This window comes from Faecalibacterium prausnitzii (assembly GCF_003324185.1).
GTDB classification, from domain to species: Bacteria; Bacillota; Clostridia; order Oscillospirales; family Ruminococcaceae; genus Faecalibacterium; species Faecalibacterium prausnitzii.
The window spans coordinates 90,390-109,794 of sequence record NZ_PXUP01000009.1 but is presented as its reverse complement, the minus strand read 5'-3'; the positions used below and the strand labels follow the sequence as shown (position 1 = coordinate 109,794).

General features: G+C 60.1%; 21 protein-coding genes. 5 read left to right on the top strand and 16 right to left on the bottom strand.

All coding sequences use genetic code 11. The annotated features are described in order from the left end of the window. Positions 1 to 52 precede the first annotated feature (52 nt). From C7J97_RS07845 to hisG, 10 genes are all read right to left on the bottom strand, one after another. Positions 53 to 1,432: an MATE family efflux transporter gene (locus tag C7J97_RS07845; protein ID WP_113992516.1), complete on the bottom strand. Its 1,380-nt coding sequence runs from the start codon at positions 1,430 to 1,432 to the stop codon at positions 53 to 55. 133 nt (positions 1,433 to 1,565) lie between these two features. After that, a complete protein-coding gene (locus tag C7J97_RS07840) occupies positions 1,566 to 2,390 on the bottom strand; it encodes a histidinol-phosphatase HisJ family protein (protein WP_113992515.1) in 825 nt (274 codons plus the stop codon). 7 nt (positions 2,391 to 2,397) lie between these two features. Then, the gene (hisIE, locus tag C7J97_RS07835; protein WP_005922616.1) at positions 2,398 to 3,033 is read right to left on the bottom strand and encodes a bifunctional phosphoribosyl-AMP cyclohydrolase/phosphoribosyl-ATP diphosphatase HisIE; all 636 of its coding nucleotides are present in this window, start codon (positions 3,031 to 3,033) and stop codon (positions 2,398 to 2,400) included. Positions 3,034 to 3,111: 78 nt separating this feature from the next. After that, positions 3,112 to 3,867 carry an imidazole glycerol phosphate synthase subunit HisF gene (gene hisF / locus C7J97_RS07830; protein ID WP_097785705.1) on the bottom strand — a complete coding sequence of 252 codons (756 nt, stop codon included), beginning with the start codon at positions 3,865 to 3,867 and terminating at the stop codon, positions 3,112 to 3,114. A 15-nt stretch (positions 3,868 to 3,882) separates the two neighbouring features. Further along, on the bottom strand, positions 3,883 to 4,602 hold the full coding sequence (gene hisA / locus C7J97_RS07825; RefSeq protein ID WP_113992514.1) for a 1-(5-phosphoribosyl)-5-[(5-phosphoribosylamino)methylideneamino]imidazole-4-carboxamide isomerase: 720 nt from the start codon (positions 4,600 to 4,602) through the stop codon (positions 3,883 to 3,885). A 30-nt stretch (positions 4,603 to 4,632) separates the two neighbouring features. Continuing rightward, entirely contained in the window at positions 4,633 to 5,241 is a 609-nt protein-coding gene (gene hisH / locus C7J97_RS07820) for an imidazole glycerol phosphate synthase subunit HisH (RefSeq protein ID WP_113992513.1), read from the bottom strand. Beyond that, a complete protein-coding gene (hisB, locus tag C7J97_RS07815; RefSeq protein WP_097783277.1) occupies positions 5,238 to 5,834 on the bottom strand; it encodes an imidazoleglycerol-phosphate dehydratase HisB in 597 nt (198 codons plus the stop codon). The genes hisH and hisB overlap by 4 nt, the downstream gene beginning before the upstream one ends. Before the next feature lie 2 nt (positions 5,835 to 5,836). Further along, positions 5,837 to 6,898: a histidinol-phosphate transaminase gene (gene hisC, locus C7J97_RS07810; RefSeq protein WP_113992512.1), complete on the bottom strand. Its 1,062-nt coding sequence runs from the start codon at positions 6,896 to 6,898 to the stop codon at positions 5,837 to 5,839. 12 nt (positions 6,899 to 6,910) lie between these two features. After that, positions 6,911 to 8,188 (bottom strand): histidinol dehydrogenase, encoded by a 1,278-nt coding sequence (gene hisD / locus C7J97_RS07805; RefSeq protein ID WP_113992511.1) that lies wholly within the window; start codon positions 8,186 to 8,188, stop codon positions 6,911 to 6,913. Then, positions 8,185 to 9,780 (bottom strand): ATP phosphoribosyltransferase, encoded by a 1,596-nt coding sequence (gene hisG / locus C7J97_RS07800; RefSeq protein ID WP_113992510.1) that lies wholly within the window; start codon positions 9,778 to 9,780, stop codon positions 8,185 to 8,187. Before hisG ends, hisD begins: the two co-directional genes overlap by 4 nt. 421 nt (positions 9,781 to 10,201) lie before the next feature. Here hisG and C7J97_RS07790 point away from each other — a divergent pair, with 421 nt between their 5' ends. Next, on the top strand, positions 10,202 to 10,615 hold the full coding sequence (locus C7J97_RS07790) for an EamA family transporter (protein WP_113992508.1): 414 nt from the start codon (positions 10,202 to 10,204) through the stop codon (positions 10,613 to 10,615). A gap of 55 nt (positions 10,616 to 10,670) precedes the next feature. Here the strand turns inward: C7J97_RS07790 and C7J97_RS07785 are convergent, their stop codons facing one another. Next, on the bottom strand, positions 10,671 to 11,126 hold the full coding sequence (locus C7J97_RS07785) for a MarR family winged helix-turn-helix transcriptional regulator (RefSeq protein ID WP_005922600.1): 456 nt from the start codon (positions 11,124 to 11,126) through the stop codon (positions 10,671 to 10,673). 81 nt (positions 11,127 to 11,207) lie between these two features. Further along, on the bottom strand, positions 11,208 to 12,881 hold the full coding sequence (locus C7J97_RS07780) for a Na+/H+ antiporter NhaC family protein (RefSeq protein WP_113992507.1): 1,674 nt from the start codon (positions 12,879 to 12,881) through the stop codon (positions 11,208 to 11,210). Between the two features lie 107 nt (positions 12,882 to 12,988). Between C7J97_RS07780 and C7J97_RS14995 the strand changes: the two genes are divergently transcribed. Continuing rightward, entirely contained in the window at positions 12,989 to 13,144 is a 156-nt protein-coding gene (locus tag C7J97_RS14995) for a hypothetical protein (protein ID WP_154251355.1), read from the top strand. On the opposite strand, the gene C7J97_RS07770 is transcribed toward C7J97_RS14995, so the two are convergent. Beyond that, positions 13,141 to 13,530 (bottom strand): thioesterase family protein, encoded by a 390-nt coding sequence (locus tag C7J97_RS07770; protein ID WP_113992506.1) that lies wholly within the window; start codon positions 13,528 to 13,530, stop codon positions 13,141 to 13,143. The genes C7J97_RS14995 and C7J97_RS07770 overlap by 4 nt on opposite strands. A 559-nt stretch (positions 13,531 to 14,089) precedes the next feature. Then, positions 14,090 to 14,425 (bottom strand): hypothetical protein, encoded by a 336-nt coding sequence (locus tag C7J97_RS15205; protein ID WP_207657565.1) that lies wholly within the window; start codon positions 14,423 to 14,425, stop codon positions 14,090 to 14,092. Positions 14,426 to 14,537: 112 nt separating this feature from the next. Between C7J97_RS15205 and C7J97_RS07755 the strand changes: the two genes are divergently transcribed. The 3 genes from C7J97_RS07755 to C7J97_RS07745 all read left to right on the top strand — a co-directional run bounded on the left by C7J97_RS07755 (position 14,538) and on the right by C7J97_RS07745 (position 17,278). Further along, a complete protein-coding gene (locus tag C7J97_RS07755; protein ID WP_112091660.1) occupies positions 14,538 to 14,873 on the top strand; it encodes an ArsR/SmtB family transcription factor in 336 nt (111 codons plus the stop codon). Between the two features lie 41 nt (positions 14,874 to 14,914). Next, complete coding sequence (locus C7J97_RS07750) at positions 14,915 to 15,136, top strand: cation transporter (RefSeq protein ID WP_015537588.1); 222 nt, start codon at positions 14,915 to 14,917, stop codon at positions 15,134 to 15,136. Positions 15,137 to 15,394: 258 nt separating this feature from the next. Continuing rightward, positions 15,395 to 17,278, top strand: coding sequence for a heavy metal translocating P-type ATPase (locus C7J97_RS07745; RefSeq protein ID WP_113992502.1), 1,884 nt, complete (start codon positions 15,395 to 15,397; stop codon positions 17,276 to 17,278). Positions 17,279 to 17,338: 60 nt separating this feature from the next. On the opposite strand, the gene C7J97_RS07740 is transcribed toward C7J97_RS07745, so the two are convergent. Together C7J97_RS07740 and ychF are read right to left on the bottom strand one after the other, a co-directional pair. Then, positions 17,339 to 18,022, bottom strand: a complete 684-nt coding sequence (locus tag C7J97_RS07740; RefSeq protein ID WP_015537590.1) for a 5'-methylthioadenosine/adenosylhomocysteine nucleosidase — start codon at positions 18,020 to 18,022, stop codon at positions 17,339 to 17,341. Positions 18,023 to 18,033: 11 nt separating this feature from the next. After that, complete coding sequence (ychF, locus tag C7J97_RS07735; protein ID WP_097785714.1) at positions 18,034 to 19,167, bottom strand: redox-regulated ATPase YchF; 1,134 nt, start codon at positions 19,165 to 19,167, stop codon at positions 18,034 to 18,036. Positions 19,168 to 19,405 lie beyond the last annotated feature (238 nt).

Genomic DNA, 19,405 nt, shown 5'->3' with positions numbered 1-19,405 from the left:
AATTCAAAATAAATTTTCCGCTGAATATGCGCAGAGCGCAAGCGGAGCGCATTCAGATGGTTTTCTTCCTCGGATACACAAAGGCGTCGCGGCGGTACACTGCCACGAGATATGCCGCCATGAAGCACCAGATGATGGGCTCGCACAGGATGACGGCGTTGTAGGCGTAGCGCGGGATGAACACCAGCACAAAGATCACCTTGCCCACCAGCTCGATGACGCTGGAAAACAGCGGCAGCACCTTCTGCCCAAGGCTCTGCAAGGCGTACCGGGTGCACAGCAGCACCCCCAGCACCGCGTAGAACGGCGCGTTCCACATCAGATACCGTGCGCCGTTTTCCAGCACGAGGGGCGCGGAGGAACCGGAGATCAGCTGCACCAGCTGCCGGGCAAAAAGCTGCATCAGCACCACCTCTGCCGCCATGATGACCACCGAGCACAGGTACATGGTGCGCATTCCCTTGCGCACCCGCTCCGGCTGGGCTGCACCCCGGTTCTGAGAGACAAAGGTGGAGCCGGCGTTTGCCATGGAGATCAGCGGCATACTGGTAAAGGAGAACAGCTTGCGCGCGGCGGTGTGCCCCGCAATGGTCAGCGTGCCCAGCCCGTTGATGCCGTATTGCAGCACCACCGACCCCGCCGACACGATGCTGCTCATCAGTCCCATGGAGATGCTCTGGCTGAACAGTTCCCAGTACAAATGCTGCCCCACCGCCCAGTGCTTGCGGGCGGGCAGCAGCAGCGGCACGCGGCGCATCACATACAGAATGCACAGCACCACCGAGATGCCCTGCGCAATGACGGTAGCCACCGCTGCGCCCTGCACGCCCATGCCCAGCCCGGCAATGAACCACAGGTCCAGCGCCACGTTCAGCCCCGAACTGATGAGCAGGAACACCAGCGGCATCACGCTGTTGCCGATGGCGCGCAGCAGCCCGGCGCACAGGTTATAAAAGAACATCACCAGCACGCCCAAATCGATGACGATGATATACCGGTAGGCGTCCTCTAAAATTTCGGCGGGGGTGTCCAGCAGCTGCAAAAGCGGCCGCAGGCCGAAAAAGCCCGCCGTGGTAATGACAAAGCTTGCGCAAAGCCCGATGACCAGCGCCCCGGCCACCGTCCTTTTGAGCAGATCCTCGTCCTGTGCCCCGTAGGAGCGTGCAGCCACGATGGAAAGCCCGTTGCCGATGCCGATGCCAAAGCCCACCAGCAGCTCGTAGATGGACCCGCAGGAGCCGATGGCAGCCAGTGCGGTATCGCCCAGCACGTTGCCCACGATCATGGTATCCACGGTATTATACAGCTGCTGGAATAAATTGGACACCAGAATGGGCAGCATGAACAGAAAAAGATTCTTGAAAATAGGCCCGTGCAGCAGGTCTGCATTCCGGTTAAAGAGGTTTGTTTTCAGGGGTCGCGTCTGGGTCATAGGATTCCTTTCTTCGCGCAAAAAGGAGGCCGTTGCACAAAAACTGTGCAGTGGCCTCTTTTGCGGTAAAACGATTTAAAAAAAATTTATTTGTGTAGTTGCGAAACACCGTAGGTGTTTCGCAACTGCTTTTTTATAACTCCTGCTGCTCAAACCCGTTGACGGTCAGCACTGTCAGGGCGGTAAAGCCTGCGGCCTTGATGGCGGCGGCGGCTTCGTCAAAGCCGAAGGTCAGTGCAGCGGTGTCGTGAGCGTCGGCGGTGATGATCACCCTGCCGCCCAGCTTGTTCCACTCGCCCAGCAGCCATGCGCCGGGGTAGAAGTCCTTGCGGTAGCCCCGGTATACGCCGCCGGTGTTTACCTCCAGAATGCAGTCGTTCTCCCGGGCAGCTTGCAGCGCCTTGAACGCCGCTGCCTTGTAGCGGGGAGACTCCTCATCAAAGAAGCTGCCGTCCGCGTTCAGCTTTTTGACAAGGTCGATATGTCCCAGAATATCCGGTTTTTTGGCGGCGATCTTCTCCACCTCGGCAAAATAGGCTTCCACCGCTGCCAGCGAATCGCCGTCAAAATCGTTGCTGATGCAGTCCCGCAGATCCTCGGGGCGGAAATCGATCTCGTAGTATTTGCCGGTATTTTTGCCGTACAGATGGTGCGCGCTGCCGATCCAGTAATCAAAGCCTTTGGGCGTGCCCTCGCTCAGCAGGTCCCACTCGATGCCGCACAGGATGTCCACCTTGCCACGGTACTCGTTTTTCAGCTTGGCAATGGTGGCGCGGTACTGCGCAGTGCGGCCGGGGGTCATGCAGTATTCGCGGTCGGGCGTTGTGTAGCTGTGGCCGCTGAAGCCAAGGGTGGTCAACCCCTGCGCACAGGCGGCACCCGCCATCTGCTGCAGGGTGTTTTTGCCGTCACACAGGGTAGAGTGGCAATGTACGCTGGATTTTCTGTAATCTGCCATAGGCTTCTCACTGCATCCTTTCCTGCTTGACCTTGTGGTCGATGACATGGCGCTTTTCCAGCTCCCGGGTCACATCCTCTACGGTAATGCCCGCGCTGACCATCAGCACCAGTACATGATAGGCAAGGTCGCTGATCTCGTAGACCGTCTCGGCCTTGTCCTCTTTTTCACCCGCAATGATGACCTCGGTGCACTCTTCGCCCACCTTTTTCAGGATCTTCTCCTTGCCCTTTTCAAACAGGTAGGTGGTGTAGCTGCCCTCCGTGGGGGTATCCTTGCGGCCCTTGATGAGGTTATACAGCCCCTGCCAGCTGAACTGCTTCAGCTCCGGGGAGACGTATACCTCGTTGAAAAAGCAGCTCTCTGCCCCGGTGTGGCAGGCGGGGCCGTCCTTTACGACCTCTACCACCAGTGCATCGGCATCGCAGTCAGCGGTAATGGACACCACCCGCTGCACATTGCCGCTGGTCTCGCCCTTGCGCCAGATCTCCTGACGGCTGCGGCTCCAGAATACGGTGCGCCCCTCGGCAATGGTCAGCGCCAGCGTTTCGGCGTTCATGTAGGCAAGGGTGAGCACCTGCTTTGTGTAGTGATCCTGCACGATGGCGGGGATCAGGCCTTTTTCATCAAATTTCAGTTCCATGACGGTTCTCCCTCCCCGGATGGGGATATTGTGTATTTTATCGTATTCAAGACAAAAATGCAAGGGTTTTATGCGTTTTTACAGCCGCATCTCCACGCCGTTGGCGTTCAGGTATTCCTTCAGCTCCCGGATGCCCAGCAGCTTCTGGTGGAAGATGCCCGCCGCCAGCCCAGCGTCGATGCCCTTGTGGTGGAACAGCTCCAGAAAATCCTCTTTTTTGCCCGCGCCGCCGCTGGCAATGATGGGGATGTTCACCCGGGCAGCCACCGCGTCCAGCATTTCAAGGTCGAAGCCGTTGCGCACGCCATCGGTGTCGATGCTGTTCAGGCATATTTCGCCCGCGCCGTGGGCGGCGCACCAGCTGATCCAGTCCAGCGCATCCCGGCCGGTATCCTCACGCCCGCCCTTGGCGAACACCCGGAACTGCCCGTTCACACGCTTCACATCTGCGGAAAGCACCACGCACTGGTCGCCGTACCGCTGGGCGGCGGCGGGGATGAGCCCGGGGTCCTTCAGCGCACCGGAGTTGACGCTTACCTTATCCGCGCCGCATTTCAGCACCCGGTCAAAATCCTCCAGTGTGTTGATGCCGCCGCCCACGGTCAGGGGGATAAAAATCTCTCCCGCCACCCGGGTCAGGATGTCGGTAAAGAGGGCGCGTCCCTCAAAGCTGGCGGTGATATCGTAGAACACCAGTTCGTCCGCCCCGGCGGCGTTGTACAGTCGTGCCATCTCCACCGGGTCGGCCACGTCTTTAATGCCCTCAAAGTTCGTGCCCTTGACCACCCGGCCGTCGCGCACGTCCAGACAGGGGATGATGCGTTTGGTTATCATAAAGCTCCCTCTTTCTCAGTCCTGCACCAGCTGCACGCAGCGGGCAAGGTCCAGCGCGCCGGTGTACAGACTTTTGCCCAGAATGGCCGCTGCCGTGCCCATGCGCTGCAATTCCAGCAGCTCTGCCTCAGAGGAGATGCCGCCGCTGGCGGTAAAGGCCACCCCGGGCACTTGGGCCGCTAATTGCCGGTAAAGGCTCAGGTTTGTGCCCTGCATCGCGCCGTCACAGGCAATGTCGGTGTAGATGATGGCGGTGCAGCCGGCCTCTGCCAGCCGCTTGCAGAAGGCTACGCCCGGCTCGGCGCTGACCTCCTTCCAGCCGTGGATGGCCACATAGCCGTCCTTGGCGTCCACGCCCACGGCAATTTTATCGCCGTATTTTTGCAGCATCCGGGCGGTAAAGGCAAAATCCGTCACCGCCACGCTGCCCAGAATGCAGCGCCCCACCCCGAGGGAAAGGTATTTTTCAATGCGCTCCTCGGTGCGGATGCCGCCGCCTACCTCGATGTACAAACCGCCCTGCTTTGCCAGTGCGGCAATGGTATCGTAGTTGGAAAGGGTGCCGTCCTTGGCACCGTCCAAGTCCACCACATGAAGATTTTTTGCCCCGGCGGCCACAAAGCTGCGTGCCTGTGCGCAGGGGTCCTGCCCGTAAACGGTCATGCGGTCGTAGTCGCCCTGTGTCAGGCGCACCACCTGCCCGCCGCGCAGGTCAATGGCTGGAAATAGCTGCATAGTTGTTTCTCCTTTAGCGTCCTCGCCCGCTCACAATTCGCTGAACGCCTTCAGAATTCTGAGCCCGGTGTCGCCGCTCTTTTCCGGGTGGAACTGGGTGCCGTACACCCGCCCCGCCCGCACCGCGCCGGTGACCGGGATGGAATAATCACTGACGGCAAGGGTGCTTTCGGTGCAGTTTTTGCCGTAGTAGCTGTGGACGTAGTACACATACTCGCCCTCGCGGATGTAGCGGAACAGGGGGTCATCCTTTACGATGTGCAAGGCGTTCCAGCCCATCTGCGGCACTTTCAGACTTTTGTCCGCAAGGTCGGGCCCCAGCGGGCAGACCTCGCCTTTGATAAAGCCCAGCCCGGCGTGCTCGCCGTATTCGTAGCTTTTTTCAAACAGCAGCTGCATCCCAAGGCAGATGCCCAGCAGGGGCTTCTGTTCCGCCTGATCCTTCAGCACCGGCACAAGGCCTGTGGCGGTAAGCTTTGCCATGGCATCCCCGAATGCGCCCACCCCCGGCAGGATAAGCCGGTCGGCGGCGCGGATGGCAGCGGCGTCGGCGGTGACCACCGCCTGCAGCCCCAGCTGCTGCAAGCTGGAACGCAGGCTGAACAGATTGCCCACGCCGTAATCAAGAATGGCGATCATACCAGCAGTCCTTTCGTGGAGGGAATCTCGTCCCGGTGTGCCGCGTCGATGCGCACGGCCTCGGCCAATGCGTGCCCCGCGCCCTTGAAGCAGGCTTCCAGAATGTGGTGGGTGTTCTCGCCCGCAAACTGCACAAAGTGGACGGTTGCGGGCACGCAGCGGGCAAAGCCGTACCAGAACTCCTTGGCGCACTCCACGTCAAAATCGCCCACCTTTTCGGTCTGGCAGCGGATGTCCCAGTTCAGGGTGCACCGGCCGGAAAGATCCACCGCGCACAGCACCAGCGCCTCGTCCATGGGCAGGTAGAAGCTGCCGTAGCGGCAGATGCCGCGCATCTCGCCCAGCGCCCGGGCAAAGGCCTGTCCCAGCGCAATGCCCACGTCCTCGGTGGTGTGGTGGTAGTCCACCTGCACATCGCCGTGGCAGGTGAGCACCAGATCAAACCGTCCGTGCCGGGCAAACAGCTCCAGCATGTGGTTCAGAAAGCCGCAGCCGGTGTCGATCTCGTAGCGGCCGGTGCCGTCCAGATCAAGGGTCAGCTCGATCTGGGTCTCGTTGGTGTTGCGTTCCAGCGTTACCATGCGCTCTGCCATTGTCACACCTCCAGTATTTTGTCCACGGCGTCCATCAGCGCCTGCATCTGCTCCGGCGTGCCGATGGTGATGCGCAGCCAGTTTTCAATGCGCGGCGCATCAAAATGCCGCACCAGAATGCCGCTTTTCTTTAACTCTTTGTATAGCTCACCGCCGTTTATCCGCCCTGTGCTGGCAAACACAAAGTTTGCGCGGCTGTCCAGTACGGTAAAGCCCCGGTCGGTCAGCTGCTGCATCGTCCATGCGCGGGTGTCCATAACGGCGGTGCGGGTCTTTTCAAAGTAGGCGGTATCTTCCAGCGCAGCCTGCCCGGCTTTCAGGGTCAGGCGGTTGATGTTGTAGGGGTTCAGGCTGAACTTGACCCGGTTCAGGTCAGCGATCAGCGCCGCATTGCCCATGGCAAGCCCCAGCCGCGCACCCGCCAGCTGCCGGGATTTGGAGAAGGTCTGCACCACCAGCAGGTTTTCGTATTGGTCGATGAGGGGCACGCAGCTCTCGCCGCCAAAGTCCACATAGGCTTCGTCCACAATGACCACGCTGTCCGGGTTCGATCGCAAAATGCCCTCGATGGCATCCCGGGGCAGGCACAGCCCGGTGGGGGCGTTGGGGTTTGCAATGACGATGGTCTCGTGCAGGCCGTGGTAATCGGCGGGGTCAAGGGTGAAGTCCTCTTTTAACGGAATGATATGGGCAGGAATGTGCAGCAGACCGCACCACACGCCGTAGCAGCCGTAGGTGATATCCGCAAAGGCCAGCGGGTGGCTCTCGTCACAGAAGGCCCGCAGCGCAAAGAACAGGTTCTCGTCGCTGCCGTTGCCGGGCATGACCTGGGAAGGCTGCAAGCCGAAATGCGCCGCCGCCGTGCGCAGCAGCTGGGCACAGGCGGGGTCGGAGTAAAGACGCAGCTTTTCCACCTCGGCTTCGCTCACGGCTGCCACCACCCGGGGCGACGGCAGATAGGGGCTTTCGTTGGTATTCAGTTTGATGTACTGCTGATCCTGCGGCTGCTCCCCGGGCGTGTAGGGGGTGACAGCGGACAGGGCAGGGGAAAGAAAACGGCTCATAATGGTTTCCTCTTACTTCTCATATCGAATGGTCACGCTGCGGGCGTGGGCGTGCAGACCCTCGCGCTCGGCAAAGTCTGCAATGCGGGGCGCAACGGCTTCCAGCGCGTCCCGGGTGTAGTAAATGAAGCTGGACTTCTTGACGAAGTCGTCCACGCCCAGCGGGCTGGAAAAGCGTGCGGTGCCGCTGGTGGGCAGGGTGTGGTTGGGGCCCGCAAAGTAATCGCCCAGCGCCTCTGGTACGTTGCGGCCAAGGAAAATGCTGCCCGCGTTGCGGATCTCGTTCAGCACCCCAAAGGGGTCCTCCACGCAGACCTCCAAGTGTTCCGGCGCGATGATATTGCAGGCCTCGATGGCCTTGTGCAGGTCGGTGCAGAGGATGATCTTGCCGTTGTCGTCCACGCTGGCGCGGGCAATGGCGGCGCGGGGCAGCTGCGGAATTTGTACTTCCAGCTCGGCCTGTACCGCTTTGGCAAGGTCTGCGCTGTCGGTGACAAGCACCGGGCTTGCCAGCCTGTCGTGCTCGGCCTGACTTAACAGGTCTGCCGCCACCCACGCGGGATTGCAGCTGCCGTCTGCCAGCACCAGAATTTCGCTGGGGCCAGCGATCATATCAATGCCCACCTTGCCGAACACCTTGCGTTTGGCGGTAGCAACGTAGATGTTGCCGGGGCCTACGATCTTATCCACCGCCGGGATGCTCTGGGTACCGTAGGCCAGCGCCGCCACGGCCTGTGCGCCGCCGGTCTTGAAAATTTTGGTCACCCCGGCGGTGGCGGCAGCGGCCAGAATGACCGGGTTCACCTTGCCGTCCTTCCCGGCGGGGGTGGTCATGACGATCTCGGACACCCCTGCCACCTTGGCAGGAATGACGTCCATGAGCACGGTGGAAGGGTACGCCGCCGTGCCGCCGGGCACATACACACCGGCTTTTTCAATGGGGGTGTATTTCTGCCCCAGTACAATGCCGGGGCGGTCGTTCATCACAAAATTCTTGTGTACCTGCTGGCGGTGGAACTGCTCGATGTTCTCCGCCGCCTGCCGCAGGGTCTCGAGAAAATAGGGGTCCATGCCCGCAAAGGCTTCGTCGATCTCCGCCTGCGTCACCTGTAAATTTTCGATTGTTGCACCGTCAAATTTCAGGGCGTAGTCCTTCAGGGCATCGTCGCCCCGGGTGCGCACGTCCGCAATGATGGCGTCCACCACGTCCTCTACGTTCTTTTCGGCGCGGATGTCCCGGTTCAGAATTTCCTCCGGCTTCAGCTCGTCAAAATTATACAGCTTGATCATTTCTCTTCCTCCTGCTTGTGCAAGGTGTCGCGCAGCTTTTCCAGCATGGTGTCCATCTGCCGGTGCTTGAACTGGTAGCTGGCCTTGTTGGCGATGAACCGCGCCGAGATGGGCATGAATTCGGTGACCACCTGCAAGCCGTTTTCCCGCAGGGTGGTGCCGGTCTCCACGATGTCCACGATGACATCCGAAAGCCCAAGGATGGGGGCCAGCTCAATGGAGCCGTTCAGCTTGATGATATCGATATCCCGCCCCATGGAGGCGTAGTAGCGCTTTGCAATGTTGACGAACTTGGTGGCCACCCGCACCGGGCGGCTGGGGTCGTCCCGGTAGCCCGCCGGGGCGGCTACGCACATCCGGCAGCGGCCAAGACCGGTGTCCAGCAGCTCGTACACGTCTGCGGCGGCCTCGGTCAGGATATCCTTGCCCACGATGCCCACATCGGCAGCGCCGTGCTCCACATAGATGGCCACGTCGCTGGGTTTGACCAGAAAATACCGGATGCCCGCTGCCGGGTTTTCCACCACCAGCTTGCGGGTGGCGTTGTAGTCCTCCGGGCAGCCGTAGCCGATGCCAGCCAGCAGATGATAGACCTTGTCGCCCAGCCGCCCCTTGGGCAGCGCCACGTTCAGCATCACCTTGCCGGTGTCCTGATGCTGCACCGGCGGCATCGCGTTCAGCCGGTCCAGCTCGTCCAGATACACCGCAAAGCCGATAGCACCCGCCCCGGGGGTGAACTTTTGCAGCAGTAAATCGTACCGTCCGCCCTTCAGCAGCGGACGGGGCAAAGCCTTGAGATAGCCCTGAAACACAAGGCCGTTGTAGTATTCCATCTCACCGGCTAAGGTCAGGTCCAGCCGGATGCTGCCGCCCGCCCGTCCCAGCGTGGGCGCTAGGGCGGTCAGCTCTGCCACGGCGGCGGTCATGGCGGGGTTGCGGCAGAGCGCCGCCGCCTTGGAAAGGGTGGTAGCGTACCCGCCGGAAAGTTCCAGCACCCCGCACAAGGCGTCCGCCGCCGTTTCGGAAAGCCCCGCAGAAAGCGCGGCGGCGCGCAGTTCGTGGGCGTTTTTCTGCCGCAGCTTTTCCAGCAGCTGCGCCCGGGCGGCCTCCGGCACGCCCAGCGCATCGAACAGGCCGAACAGGTAGCCCATGTGGCTGACTTCCAGCACCCACTCTGCGCCCAGCGCCGCAAGCGACTGCGCCGCCAGACATACCGCCTGCTGCACCTCGGCTTCGCCCACAGCGCCCAGCAGCTCCAGACCCATCTGGGAGATCTCTTTAAAGGTGTGGCTTTCGGCGGAGGGGCGGTAGACGTTCTCGTGGTAGTAGTACCGCAGCGTCTCGCCCGGGGCGGGCTGCGCCGTCTTTGCGATGGACAGGGTCACGTCCGGCTTGAGTGCCAGCAGACGGCCGTCCAAATCGGTAAAGGTGATGACCTGCTCCGACGACAGAAAGCTGCGGTTCTCCTGATACAGGCTGTACTCCTCGAACCGTCCCATGTGGTACTTGCGGCAGCCTGCCGTCTCGTACAGGCTGCGCAGCGCAAAGGAGGCGCGCTCCTTTGGCTGCAAATGCTCCAGACTGAACTCCATTTCGCTCCCTCGTTTCCTTTCCCTTGTTTCTTTCCCTGCGCCGGCACAATTCCGGCGTCTCTATACACAAAAACATCCGGCGCGGCATCCTCCGCGCCCATAGGATGAAAGGCTTCTGTTCTTATTTTACTTTATCTAGGTAAAGCTGTAAAGCGTGAAAGTGAACGTCTTTTCCATTCTTATCCTACAATTTTTCAGTGCGTTTGTACAGGAAGGCGAAATTTTTTCAACCCATCAGCCCCTCTCGTGAAAATGGAGCACCGGAGTGTCCGCAGACGCTCCGGTGCTCCGAAATTATAAATATTCTTTCCGCTGATGATGCGCAGAGCAACGCGGCGCGCAATCCAAATCGTCCTCCTCCCGGCAACCTTGTATTCCGTCACACAAAGGCGTATACTGGGGCAAAAAGGAGGTGTTTGCCATGTGGTTCGTTTACGCGCTGGGGTCTGCGGTGTTCGCTGCCCTTACCTCGATTCTGGCGAAGATCGGCATCGAGGGGGTCAACTCCACCCTTGCCACCGCCATCCGCACGGCGGTAGTGCTGCTGATGAGCTGGGGCATGGTGTTCCTCACCGGCACCCAGACCGGCATTGCGGATATCTCCCGCCGCAGCTGGCTGTTTCTGGTGCTGTCCGGCCTTGCCACGGGTGCAAGCTGGCTGTGCTACTACCACGCCTTGCAGGTGGGTGCAGCGTCCAAGGTAGTGCCCATTGATAAGCTGAGCGTGGTCATCACCCTTGCGCTGGCCTTTGTGGTGCTGCACGAGCCCTTCACCGCCAAAAACCTCATCGGCTGCGCCCTCATCACCGCCGGTACGCTGTTTATGGTGCTGTAACGAGATATGCAAAACGGCTGCTGCACGTTCTTGTGCAGCAGCCGTTTTATCGTTTTTATTCCTCGCCTTTTTTCAGTATGTCCAGTTCCGGCATCAGCTCGGTGCTCACGATGGTAAGCATTTGCTCCAGCTTTGCGCATTCCTCGGGGGTAAAGCGCTGCCGGGCACGCTCCACTACGGTGTGCAGGTAAGAGTAACTGATGTTGTAGTAGTCGATATACTTCTGGGTGGGGCGCAGATGGTACTCCCGCCGGTCGGTGGTGGACTGGATCTTTTCCACATAGCCCTTTTTCACCAGACTGCCGATCTTGTACGCCGCATTGGGGGTGGAGATCTGCATCATGCGGGAAAACTCCGCGATGGTGGGCTCGCCCATCGCCATGATGCCCTCCATGCAGAAGGACTCCACCGTGGTCAGGGTAGCCTCACGGGTGGCAAAGCGCTGGAACACGTTCTGGTAAAAATGCAGCTTGAATTTGGTGTAGACGTCCTGAAAAGCTTTTTCCAGCATGGGTCATGCGCCTCCAATGCTTTAGTTTTCTTGCTATACGGCTAGTATACCACGAAAATGCCCCGCTGCATAGCGGAATTTTTACACAGCATCCCCGGAAGTTTTTGCCCGGGTGCGGGCGCGGATGACGCTGAGCACCGCCAGTTCCAGCACGATGGCTACCACCAGCAGCACCAGCGAGGTGACAAGGCTTGCGCGGCTGCCCAGCACTGCCTGTGCAAGGCCGGTGATGATGTAGCACACCGCCGAGCAGGCTGCCGCCGTAATGGCGTAAGGCAGCTGGGTGGAAACGTGGTTCACATGGCTGCAATGTGCGCCCGCCGAAGCCATAATGGTGGTATCCGAGATGGGAGAGCAGTGGTCGCCGCACACCGCGCCGGACAGGCAGGCGGCAATGGACACCACCAGCATCTCGCCGTCCGGGAATGCCTGACAGACGATGGGGATCAGGATGGAGAAGGTGCCCCAGGAAGTGCCGGTGGCAAAGGCAAGGAACACCGCCACAAGGAAGATGATGAACGGCAGCAGATACTGCAGCGCCGCCGCAGAATTGCCCAGCAGGTTTGCCACATAATACTTTGCGCCCAGCAGGCCGGTCATGCCGGACAGCGTCCATGCAAGGGACAAAATCAGCATGGGGCTGACCATGGCCTTGAAGCCCTCGGGGATGCAGGCGGCAAAGTCCTGAAAGGTCATCACGCCGCGTACCCGGTAAAATACAAAGGTGAACAGCAGGGCGATGCTGCTGCCCAGCACCAGACCCGCCGAAGCGTTGCAGTCCGCAAAGGCGGTGATGAAGTCCACGCCCTCAAAGAAGCCGCCGGTGTACACCATGCCGAAGATGCAGGCCGCGATCAGCACCAGCACCGGTGCGATCAGGTCGATGACGTGACCGTTGGTGTCATTCCCATCGTCCACATCGTCGCCATAGGGACGGTCGGCGGTGGTAAACAGGTCGCCGTTTTTGGCGTTGTCCTCGTTCAGCTTCATGGGGCCGAACTCCGCCCCGGTAAAGATGAGGAACAGGCTCATCACAACGGTCATGACGGCGTAATAGTTATAAGGAATGGTGCGCAGGAACATGGTAAAGCCGTTGATGCCAGAGCCCGCCGGGACGCTGGAGGTGACCGCAGCCGCCCAGCTGGACACCGGCGCAATGATGCAGATGGGCGCGGCGGTGGAATCGATCAGGTAAGCCAGCTTTGCGCGGGACACCTTCTGCCGGTCGGTCACCGGGCGCATCACCGAGCCAACGGTCAGGCAGTTGAAGTAGTCGTCCACAAAGATCATCACGCCCAGCAGCAGGGTGGCAAACTGTGCGCCCGCCCGGCTGTGGATGTGGGTGGACGCCCAGCGCCCGAAGGCTGCCGAGCCGCCCGCCTTGTTCATCAGCGCCACCAGAATGCCCAGCATCACCAGAAAGGCCAGAATGCCCACGTTGCCGGAGTCCGACAGCTTGGTGATCATGCCGCCGTCCTCGTTGAAGAACAGGGTGTTCAGCGCCAGCTCAAGGTTGCCGTTGGCATACAGCAGCGCACCGGAAGCAATGCCCACCAGCAGCGAGGTGTACACCTCCTTGGTGTTCAGCGCCAGCACGATGGCAATGACCGGCGGCAGCAGGGAAAAGAAAGTGCTGTACACCGCACAGGTGTAGGTGGCGGGGTCGGCCACCTTGCCGGGGGTCACCGCCGTGCACCACAGCAGCAGGGCAAAGACGAACAGCGCCCCCGCCCAGGATAAGTTTTTGTTTTTCATAAGCTCCTCATATCAGGTGTCAATCATTGTCTGCGGGGTTCGTCCGGCGTATCGGGGCGCAGGCTGCGGGGCAGACTACCCACAGAAACGCAAAGGGGGTGTGCACCGTGCCGGATTACAAGGCCATGTACTTTGAGCTGTTCCGCGCCAGTGTGCAGGCTGTGCAGCTTTTGCAGGACGCGCAGACCCGCGCCGAGCAGCAGCTGCTGGCTGCAGACTTGCCGCCGCTGCGGCTGGACGAAACAGACAAAAGCGACTCTTAGCCCTTTTTGGCCTCGGCCTTAGCAGCAAACTTTTCCTCAAAGATGACAAAGCGCTCGTGGGTGCCGCCGCCCACAGGGCCTTTCTCGTCCGCAAGCGTCACCTTAAAGGTCAGCTTGCGGCCCTCCACTGCCACCAGCTCGCTGCGGCAGGTCACAGTCATGCCCACAGGGGTGGGTGCGGTGTGCTCCAGCTCCAGCTTGGTACCCACGGTGCCGCTGCCTGCTTCCAGCGCAGGGGCAACGCTCTGCCAGCAGGTCTTTTCGGCCAGTGCCACCAGTGCGGGGGTGGCAAACACGTCCAGTGTGCCGCTGCCCATGGTCTTTGCAGTGTTCTCTGCGCTCACGCGCACGCTCTGCTCGCCGCAGATACCGGTTTCCAGCTTCATATACAGTTCCTCCTTATGCGTCCTTTGGACGCAGTTGTGTTATTTGTGGTCATACACCTTTATAAGATATCACAAAACGCGCCGGAATGCACTATTTTTTGCATATTTTTTCAGGGAAGCGCCCGGAAAGCGGGAGGACTGGAAGCGTGTCGCGCTCCGCGGGGAACGTTTCTGCCTGCCAGCAGCGTGCAGGGACGCTCCGCTGGGCCAGAGGCAGGGAGGGGTGTTCCGACTCCCCCCCTCCCTACCTCTGGACTCCACCCACCCCGCAACGGGCCAGGGGCTGCTCGCCCTTGACAATCCTAAAGAAGAAGTCGAAGCACAAAAAAGCTAGCGCTGCGCCAGTCGGCGCTATCGCTTTAACGCTTTTTTCGCTTCTCCATCCATAGCCCCTCAGTCGCTGCGCGACAGCTCCCCCGAGGGGGAGCGAGCGCCCGCCCGCAGCGCTGCGCTTTCGCAGAAAGCGGCGCTGCAAATGCCGTTTTCCGTTACGACTCCTCCCGTGAAAATGCGTTTGGAGCGCTCCGCAGAGCTTGTCAGGGCAAAGCCCCTCCATCTGCTAACGCAGACCGCTCTGCCGCTTAAAAGCCCCACTGGGGCTTTCATTGCTGCGCTGCGCTCCGCAAACGCGGTCGCTCCAAACGCGAAATTGAAAATGATTTTTCCACTGAATATGGCTAGCAACGACGACGACCGCCGCCAGCGGCGGAAACAGGGAGGAGTTGTTGGGGCAGCGGCCAGCAAGACGCACGTGCCGCCCAAGGCACGATGCGGATGCTGGGTGCCGCAACCCGGAAGAAGCGGAAGCCATTTCAAATCGTTCTGCTGCCCAACCCGCACCCTGTTTGCAAATTAAAATTGCATCTTTTTTGCGTTTTACGGCGATTTTCAGCAATTTTGCGGCAATGTAAAAAACTTTGCGGATTTTGCTTGACAGGGGGCTGTCTGCGTGTTATCATGAACACATGAACAGATGCTCATATATCGAAACGAAGGGAGAGGACAGCATGACCGGGCTAGAACAAGCCGCACCGGAAAAGGAAAAACAGCCGGTGGAGATGCCGGATGACGAGGTGCTGTACGAACTGGCAGATCTGTTCCGCGTGTTTGGCGATTCCACCCGCATCAAAATTTTGTATGCCTTACATGACAGCGAACTTTGCGTGCAGGATATCGCGGACGCCGTGCAGCTGAGCCAGTCTGCCGTCAGCCACCAGCTGCGGGTGCTCAAGGATTCCAAGCTTGTGCGCTTCCGGCGGGAGGGCAAAACTGTTTTCTACGCACTGGACGATGACCATGTGCGCAGCATCCTCTCCATGGGGATGGACCATATCGAAGAATGACCGGGCGCACGCCCGCACAAAAAGAAAGGCTGGTACTTATTATGAAAAAGACCTACAAGATCGAAGTGGACTGCGCCAACTGCGCCCAGAAGATGGAGGATGCCGCCAACACCGTAGCCGGTGTGGAAAAGGCGACCGTCAGCTTTATGACCCAGAAGATGAAGGTGGAGTTCGCCGAGGGTGCCGACCCCCACGCCACCATGGAGAATGTGCTGTCTGCCTGCAAGAAGGTAGAGGACGACTGCGAGATCTTTGATATCTGATGTGCGGCAAAGCTCTCCCGGTCGGTACGGACTGGGGGAGTTTTTCTGTGGAAAAATCCACCACTTTTCAACAATTTCCACCGGGTTTTCAACACGCTTTGCGGAAAAAGAGAAAAAGAAGCGTGGAAAAGCGCTTTTTTACAGGAAAACTGTGTGGAAAACGCGGGTAAAACTGTGGAATAACCATTTTTTGCCGAAAAACTTGTGGAAAACCACCCGTTTTTCATCCGCTGCACCGCAAAATGAGGAGCGTTGCTTATGAACAAGAAACAAAAAAAGACCCTTGAGCGCATTCTGATCGCCGTGGCACTGGTGATCGTGCTCAAGCTTTTGCCCGCCTTGCCCATGCCGGTAGAGCTGGCGCTCTACTGCATCCCCTACCTTGTGGTGGGCTGGGACGTGCTGCGCAAGGCGCTGAAGGGCATCAAGAACCGTCAGCCCTTTGACGAGTGCTTTCTGATGGCAGTGGCCACCGTGGGCGCGTTTGCGCTGGGCGACTATGTGGAGGGCTGCGCCGTTATCATCTTCTACCAGATCGGCGAGCTGTTCCAGAGCGTCGCCGTGGGCAAGAGCCGCCAGAGCATTGCCAGCCTGATGGACATTCGCCCGGACTACGCCAACATCGAGGGCGAGGACGGCAAGCTGGAACAGGTGGACCCGGATGAGGTCGAGGTGGGCACCGTCATCGTGGTGCAGCCCGGCGAGCGGGTGCCCATTGACGGCGTCATCGTGGAGGGCGCTTCTGCCCTGAACACTGCCGCCCTGACCGGCGAGAGCCTGCCCCGGGACGTGAACGCCGGGGACGAGGTCATCAGCGGCTGCGTGAACATGACCGGCCTTTTGAAGGTGCGCACCACCAAGGAATTTGGCGAGTCCACCGTCTCTAAAATTCTGGATCTTGTGGAAAATTCCAGCATGAAAAAAGCCCGAGCAGAAAACTTTATCACCCGCTTTGCCCGGGTGTATACCCCCGCCGTCTGCTACGGCGCACTGGCGCTGGCTCTTCTGCCGCCGGTGGTGCTGCTGCTCATGGGACAGCCCGCCCGCTTTGGCGACTGGGTCTACCGCGCCCTGACCTTCCTTGTCATCAGCTGCCCCTGTGCGCTGGTCATCTCCATTCCGCTGAGCTTCTTCGGCGGCATCGGCGGCGCTTCCTCCTGCGGCATCCTCATCAAGGGCTCTACCTATCTGGAAGAGCTTGCCAACACCGGCGTTGTGGTGTTCGATAAGACCGGCACCCTGACGCAGGGCACCTTTAAGGTCACCGGCATCCACCCGGCCGAGGGCGTGACCGACGCCGCACTGGTGGAAGCCGCTGCGCTGGCAGAAAGCTGGTCCAAGCACCCCATCTCCCTGAGCATCAAGGCCGCCTACGGCAAGCCCATTGACGCCGCCCGGGTCACGGACGTGCAGGAGCTGGGCGGTCATGGCGTGACCGCGAAGGTGGACGGCAAGAGCGTTGCTGCCGGTAACGCCCGCCTGATGGAAAAGCTTGGCCTTGCCGTGCCCGCCGTGGACGGCGTGGGCACCATCGTGCACGTTGCCGTGGAGGGCAGCTATGCGGGCTATCTGCTGATTTCGGACGTGGTAAAGCCCCACAGCGCCGATGCCATCCGCGCTTTGAAGGCTTCCGGCGTGCGCAAGACGGTCATGCTGACCGGCGATGCACAGCCGGTGGCACAGGCGGTAGCGCAGCAGCTGGGTCTGGACGAGTACCACGCCGGTCTTTTGCCCGGCGACAAGGTAGACCAGATCGAAAAGCTGCTGGCTGAAAAGCAGCCCAAGGAGAACCTTGCCTTTGTGGGTGACGGCATCAACGATGCGCCGGTGCTCTCCCGCGCAGACGTGGGCATCGCCATGGGTGCGCTGGGCTCGGACGCCGCCATCGAGGCCGCAGACGTGGTGCTGATGGATGACGACCCCGCCAAGATCGCGCTGGCTATGCGCATTGCCCGCCGCACCCTGCGCATCGTGCACCAGAACATCGTGTTCGCGCTGGGCATCAAGGCGCTGTGCCTGCTGCTGGGCGCACTGGGCATTGCCGGAATGTGGGCAGCCATCTTTGCAGATGTGGGCGTGATGGTCATCGCCGTGCTCAACGCCACCCGCGCCCTGTATACCAAAGACCTGACCAAAAACTGACATAAACGCAAAACAGCCAGACCGGCACTGCCGGTCTGGCTGTTGTTGTTTTGGGGAAATTTACAGCTTTTCCACCATCGCTGCTACGATCTTAGTGGCGGTGGCGACATACTCGCTGATAGAGAACTTCTTCACCACCAGCACCTCGTGGCCGTCCTCGTCGGCGTTGTCGCTCATGGCGCGCAGGATGACGCAGGGCACGCCGTTCTTGGCGGCGATCTGGCTTACCGCAGCGCCCTCCATCTCCACGCAGTCCGGGGCGCACTTGGCCTCAATGGCGGCCTTCGTCTCGCTGTCGCCCACGAACAGATCGCCGGTGGCGATCTTGCCCACCAGTGCCTTTACCCCGGCTTCGGCGCAGGCGGCTTCGGCAGCGGCGATCAGTTCCGGGTCGCCGGTGTATTCCTTCAGGAACGGCGGGTTCTGGCAGATCATATCCAGCTGGGCATCGTGGTACAGCACCGTCTTGCCGATGACCACATCCCCGATGCCGATCTTGCTGGTCATGTTGCCCGCAATGCCAGAGAAGATGATCTTCTCCGCGCCGAACTTGGTGATGAGCACCTGCGTGGTAGCGGCGGCATTGGCCTTGCCCATACCGGCGCAGCACACCACCACCTGCTTGCCGGCCAGCATACCCTTGTGGTACTCCACGCCGCCGTAGGGCTCAACGGTGACATTTTCCAGCTTTGCACACAGCTGGTCTACTTCATCGGGCATAGCGCCCATAATACCAAAGATCATGGTGGACTCCTTTAAACATTAAACAGGAACTCGATGACATCGCCATCCTGCACAACATACTCCTTGCCCTCGGTGCGCTGCAGACCCTTGGCCTTGACGGCGGCGTAGTCGAAGTTGTTGGCTTCCAGATCGTTGTAGCCGATGACGCTGGCGCGGATGAAGCCGCGCTCGAAGTCGCTGTGGATCTTACCGGCAGCCTGCGGAGCCTTGGTGCCCTTGCGGATGGTCCATGCGCGGCACTCCTTCTTGCCGTCGGTCAGGAAGGAGATCAGACCCAGCAGGTCGTAGCTGGCGGTGATGAGGTTGTCCAGACCGCTGGCCTCGATGCCCATCTCGGCCAGAAATGCCTTCTTTTCCTCGGGGCTGTAATCCGCAATGTCCTCCTCGGTCTTGGCGCAGATGGGGATGTAGCGGGCGCCCTCCTCCTTGGCGCGGGCAGCCACCAGCGGGACGTACTTGTTGTTCTCGATGCCCTCCATCAGGTCATCCTCGCCCACGTTGCAGGCGTACAGCACCGGCTTTGCGCTCAGCAGACCCATCTCGTGCAGAACGGTCTGCTGCTCGGTGTCGGTGGGGTCAAAATCAAAGCTGCGGGCGGGCTTACCGGCGCTCAGATGGTCGGCCAGCTGCTGCAGCCATGCGGCCTCGGCGGCAGCGCCCTTGTTGTTGCCGCTCTTGGCAGCCTTTGCCATGCGGCCTGCGCGGTTCTGCACCACCTCAAGGTCGGAGAGGATCAGCTCGTAGTCGATGGCTTCAATATCGGCAATGGGGTCCACGGCCTCGGCCTTGGTCACGTCCTCCACCACATGGATGATGTTGTCATCGTCAAAGCAGCGCACCACGTGCACGATGGCGTCACACTCGCGGATGTGGCCAAGGAACTTGTTGCCAAGGCCTGCGCCCTGACTTGCACCCTTCACAAGACCGGCAATGTCCACGAACTCCACGATGGCGGGGGTCTTTTTGTTGGTCTGCCAGATCTCGGCCAGCTTGTCCAGCCGCTTGTCCGGCACAGCCACGATGCCGGAGTTCGGCTCGATGGTGCAGAAGGGATAGTTTGCAGCCTCCGCGTTCTTGGTGGAGGTGATGGCGTTGAACAGAGTGGACTTGCCCACGTTGGGCAGGCCGACGATACCTAACTTCATATAAAATACGCTCCTTACACGTTTTTTGGCATAACGATACATCTACCATTATACGCGATGAACCCCGCCAGCGCAAGGGGGCAGGGCTATCTTGAATCAGGAATCCTGAAATAATCCGGGATGGGTTATCGGCAAGAAATCAAATTTCGGGGCTTCTGCTGCAAACGTTTCTTGCTGATAGCGCGGCTGCGTAAGGTGTACCCTAGGCAGAAATGTGAAAAAAACTACACTTCCTTCT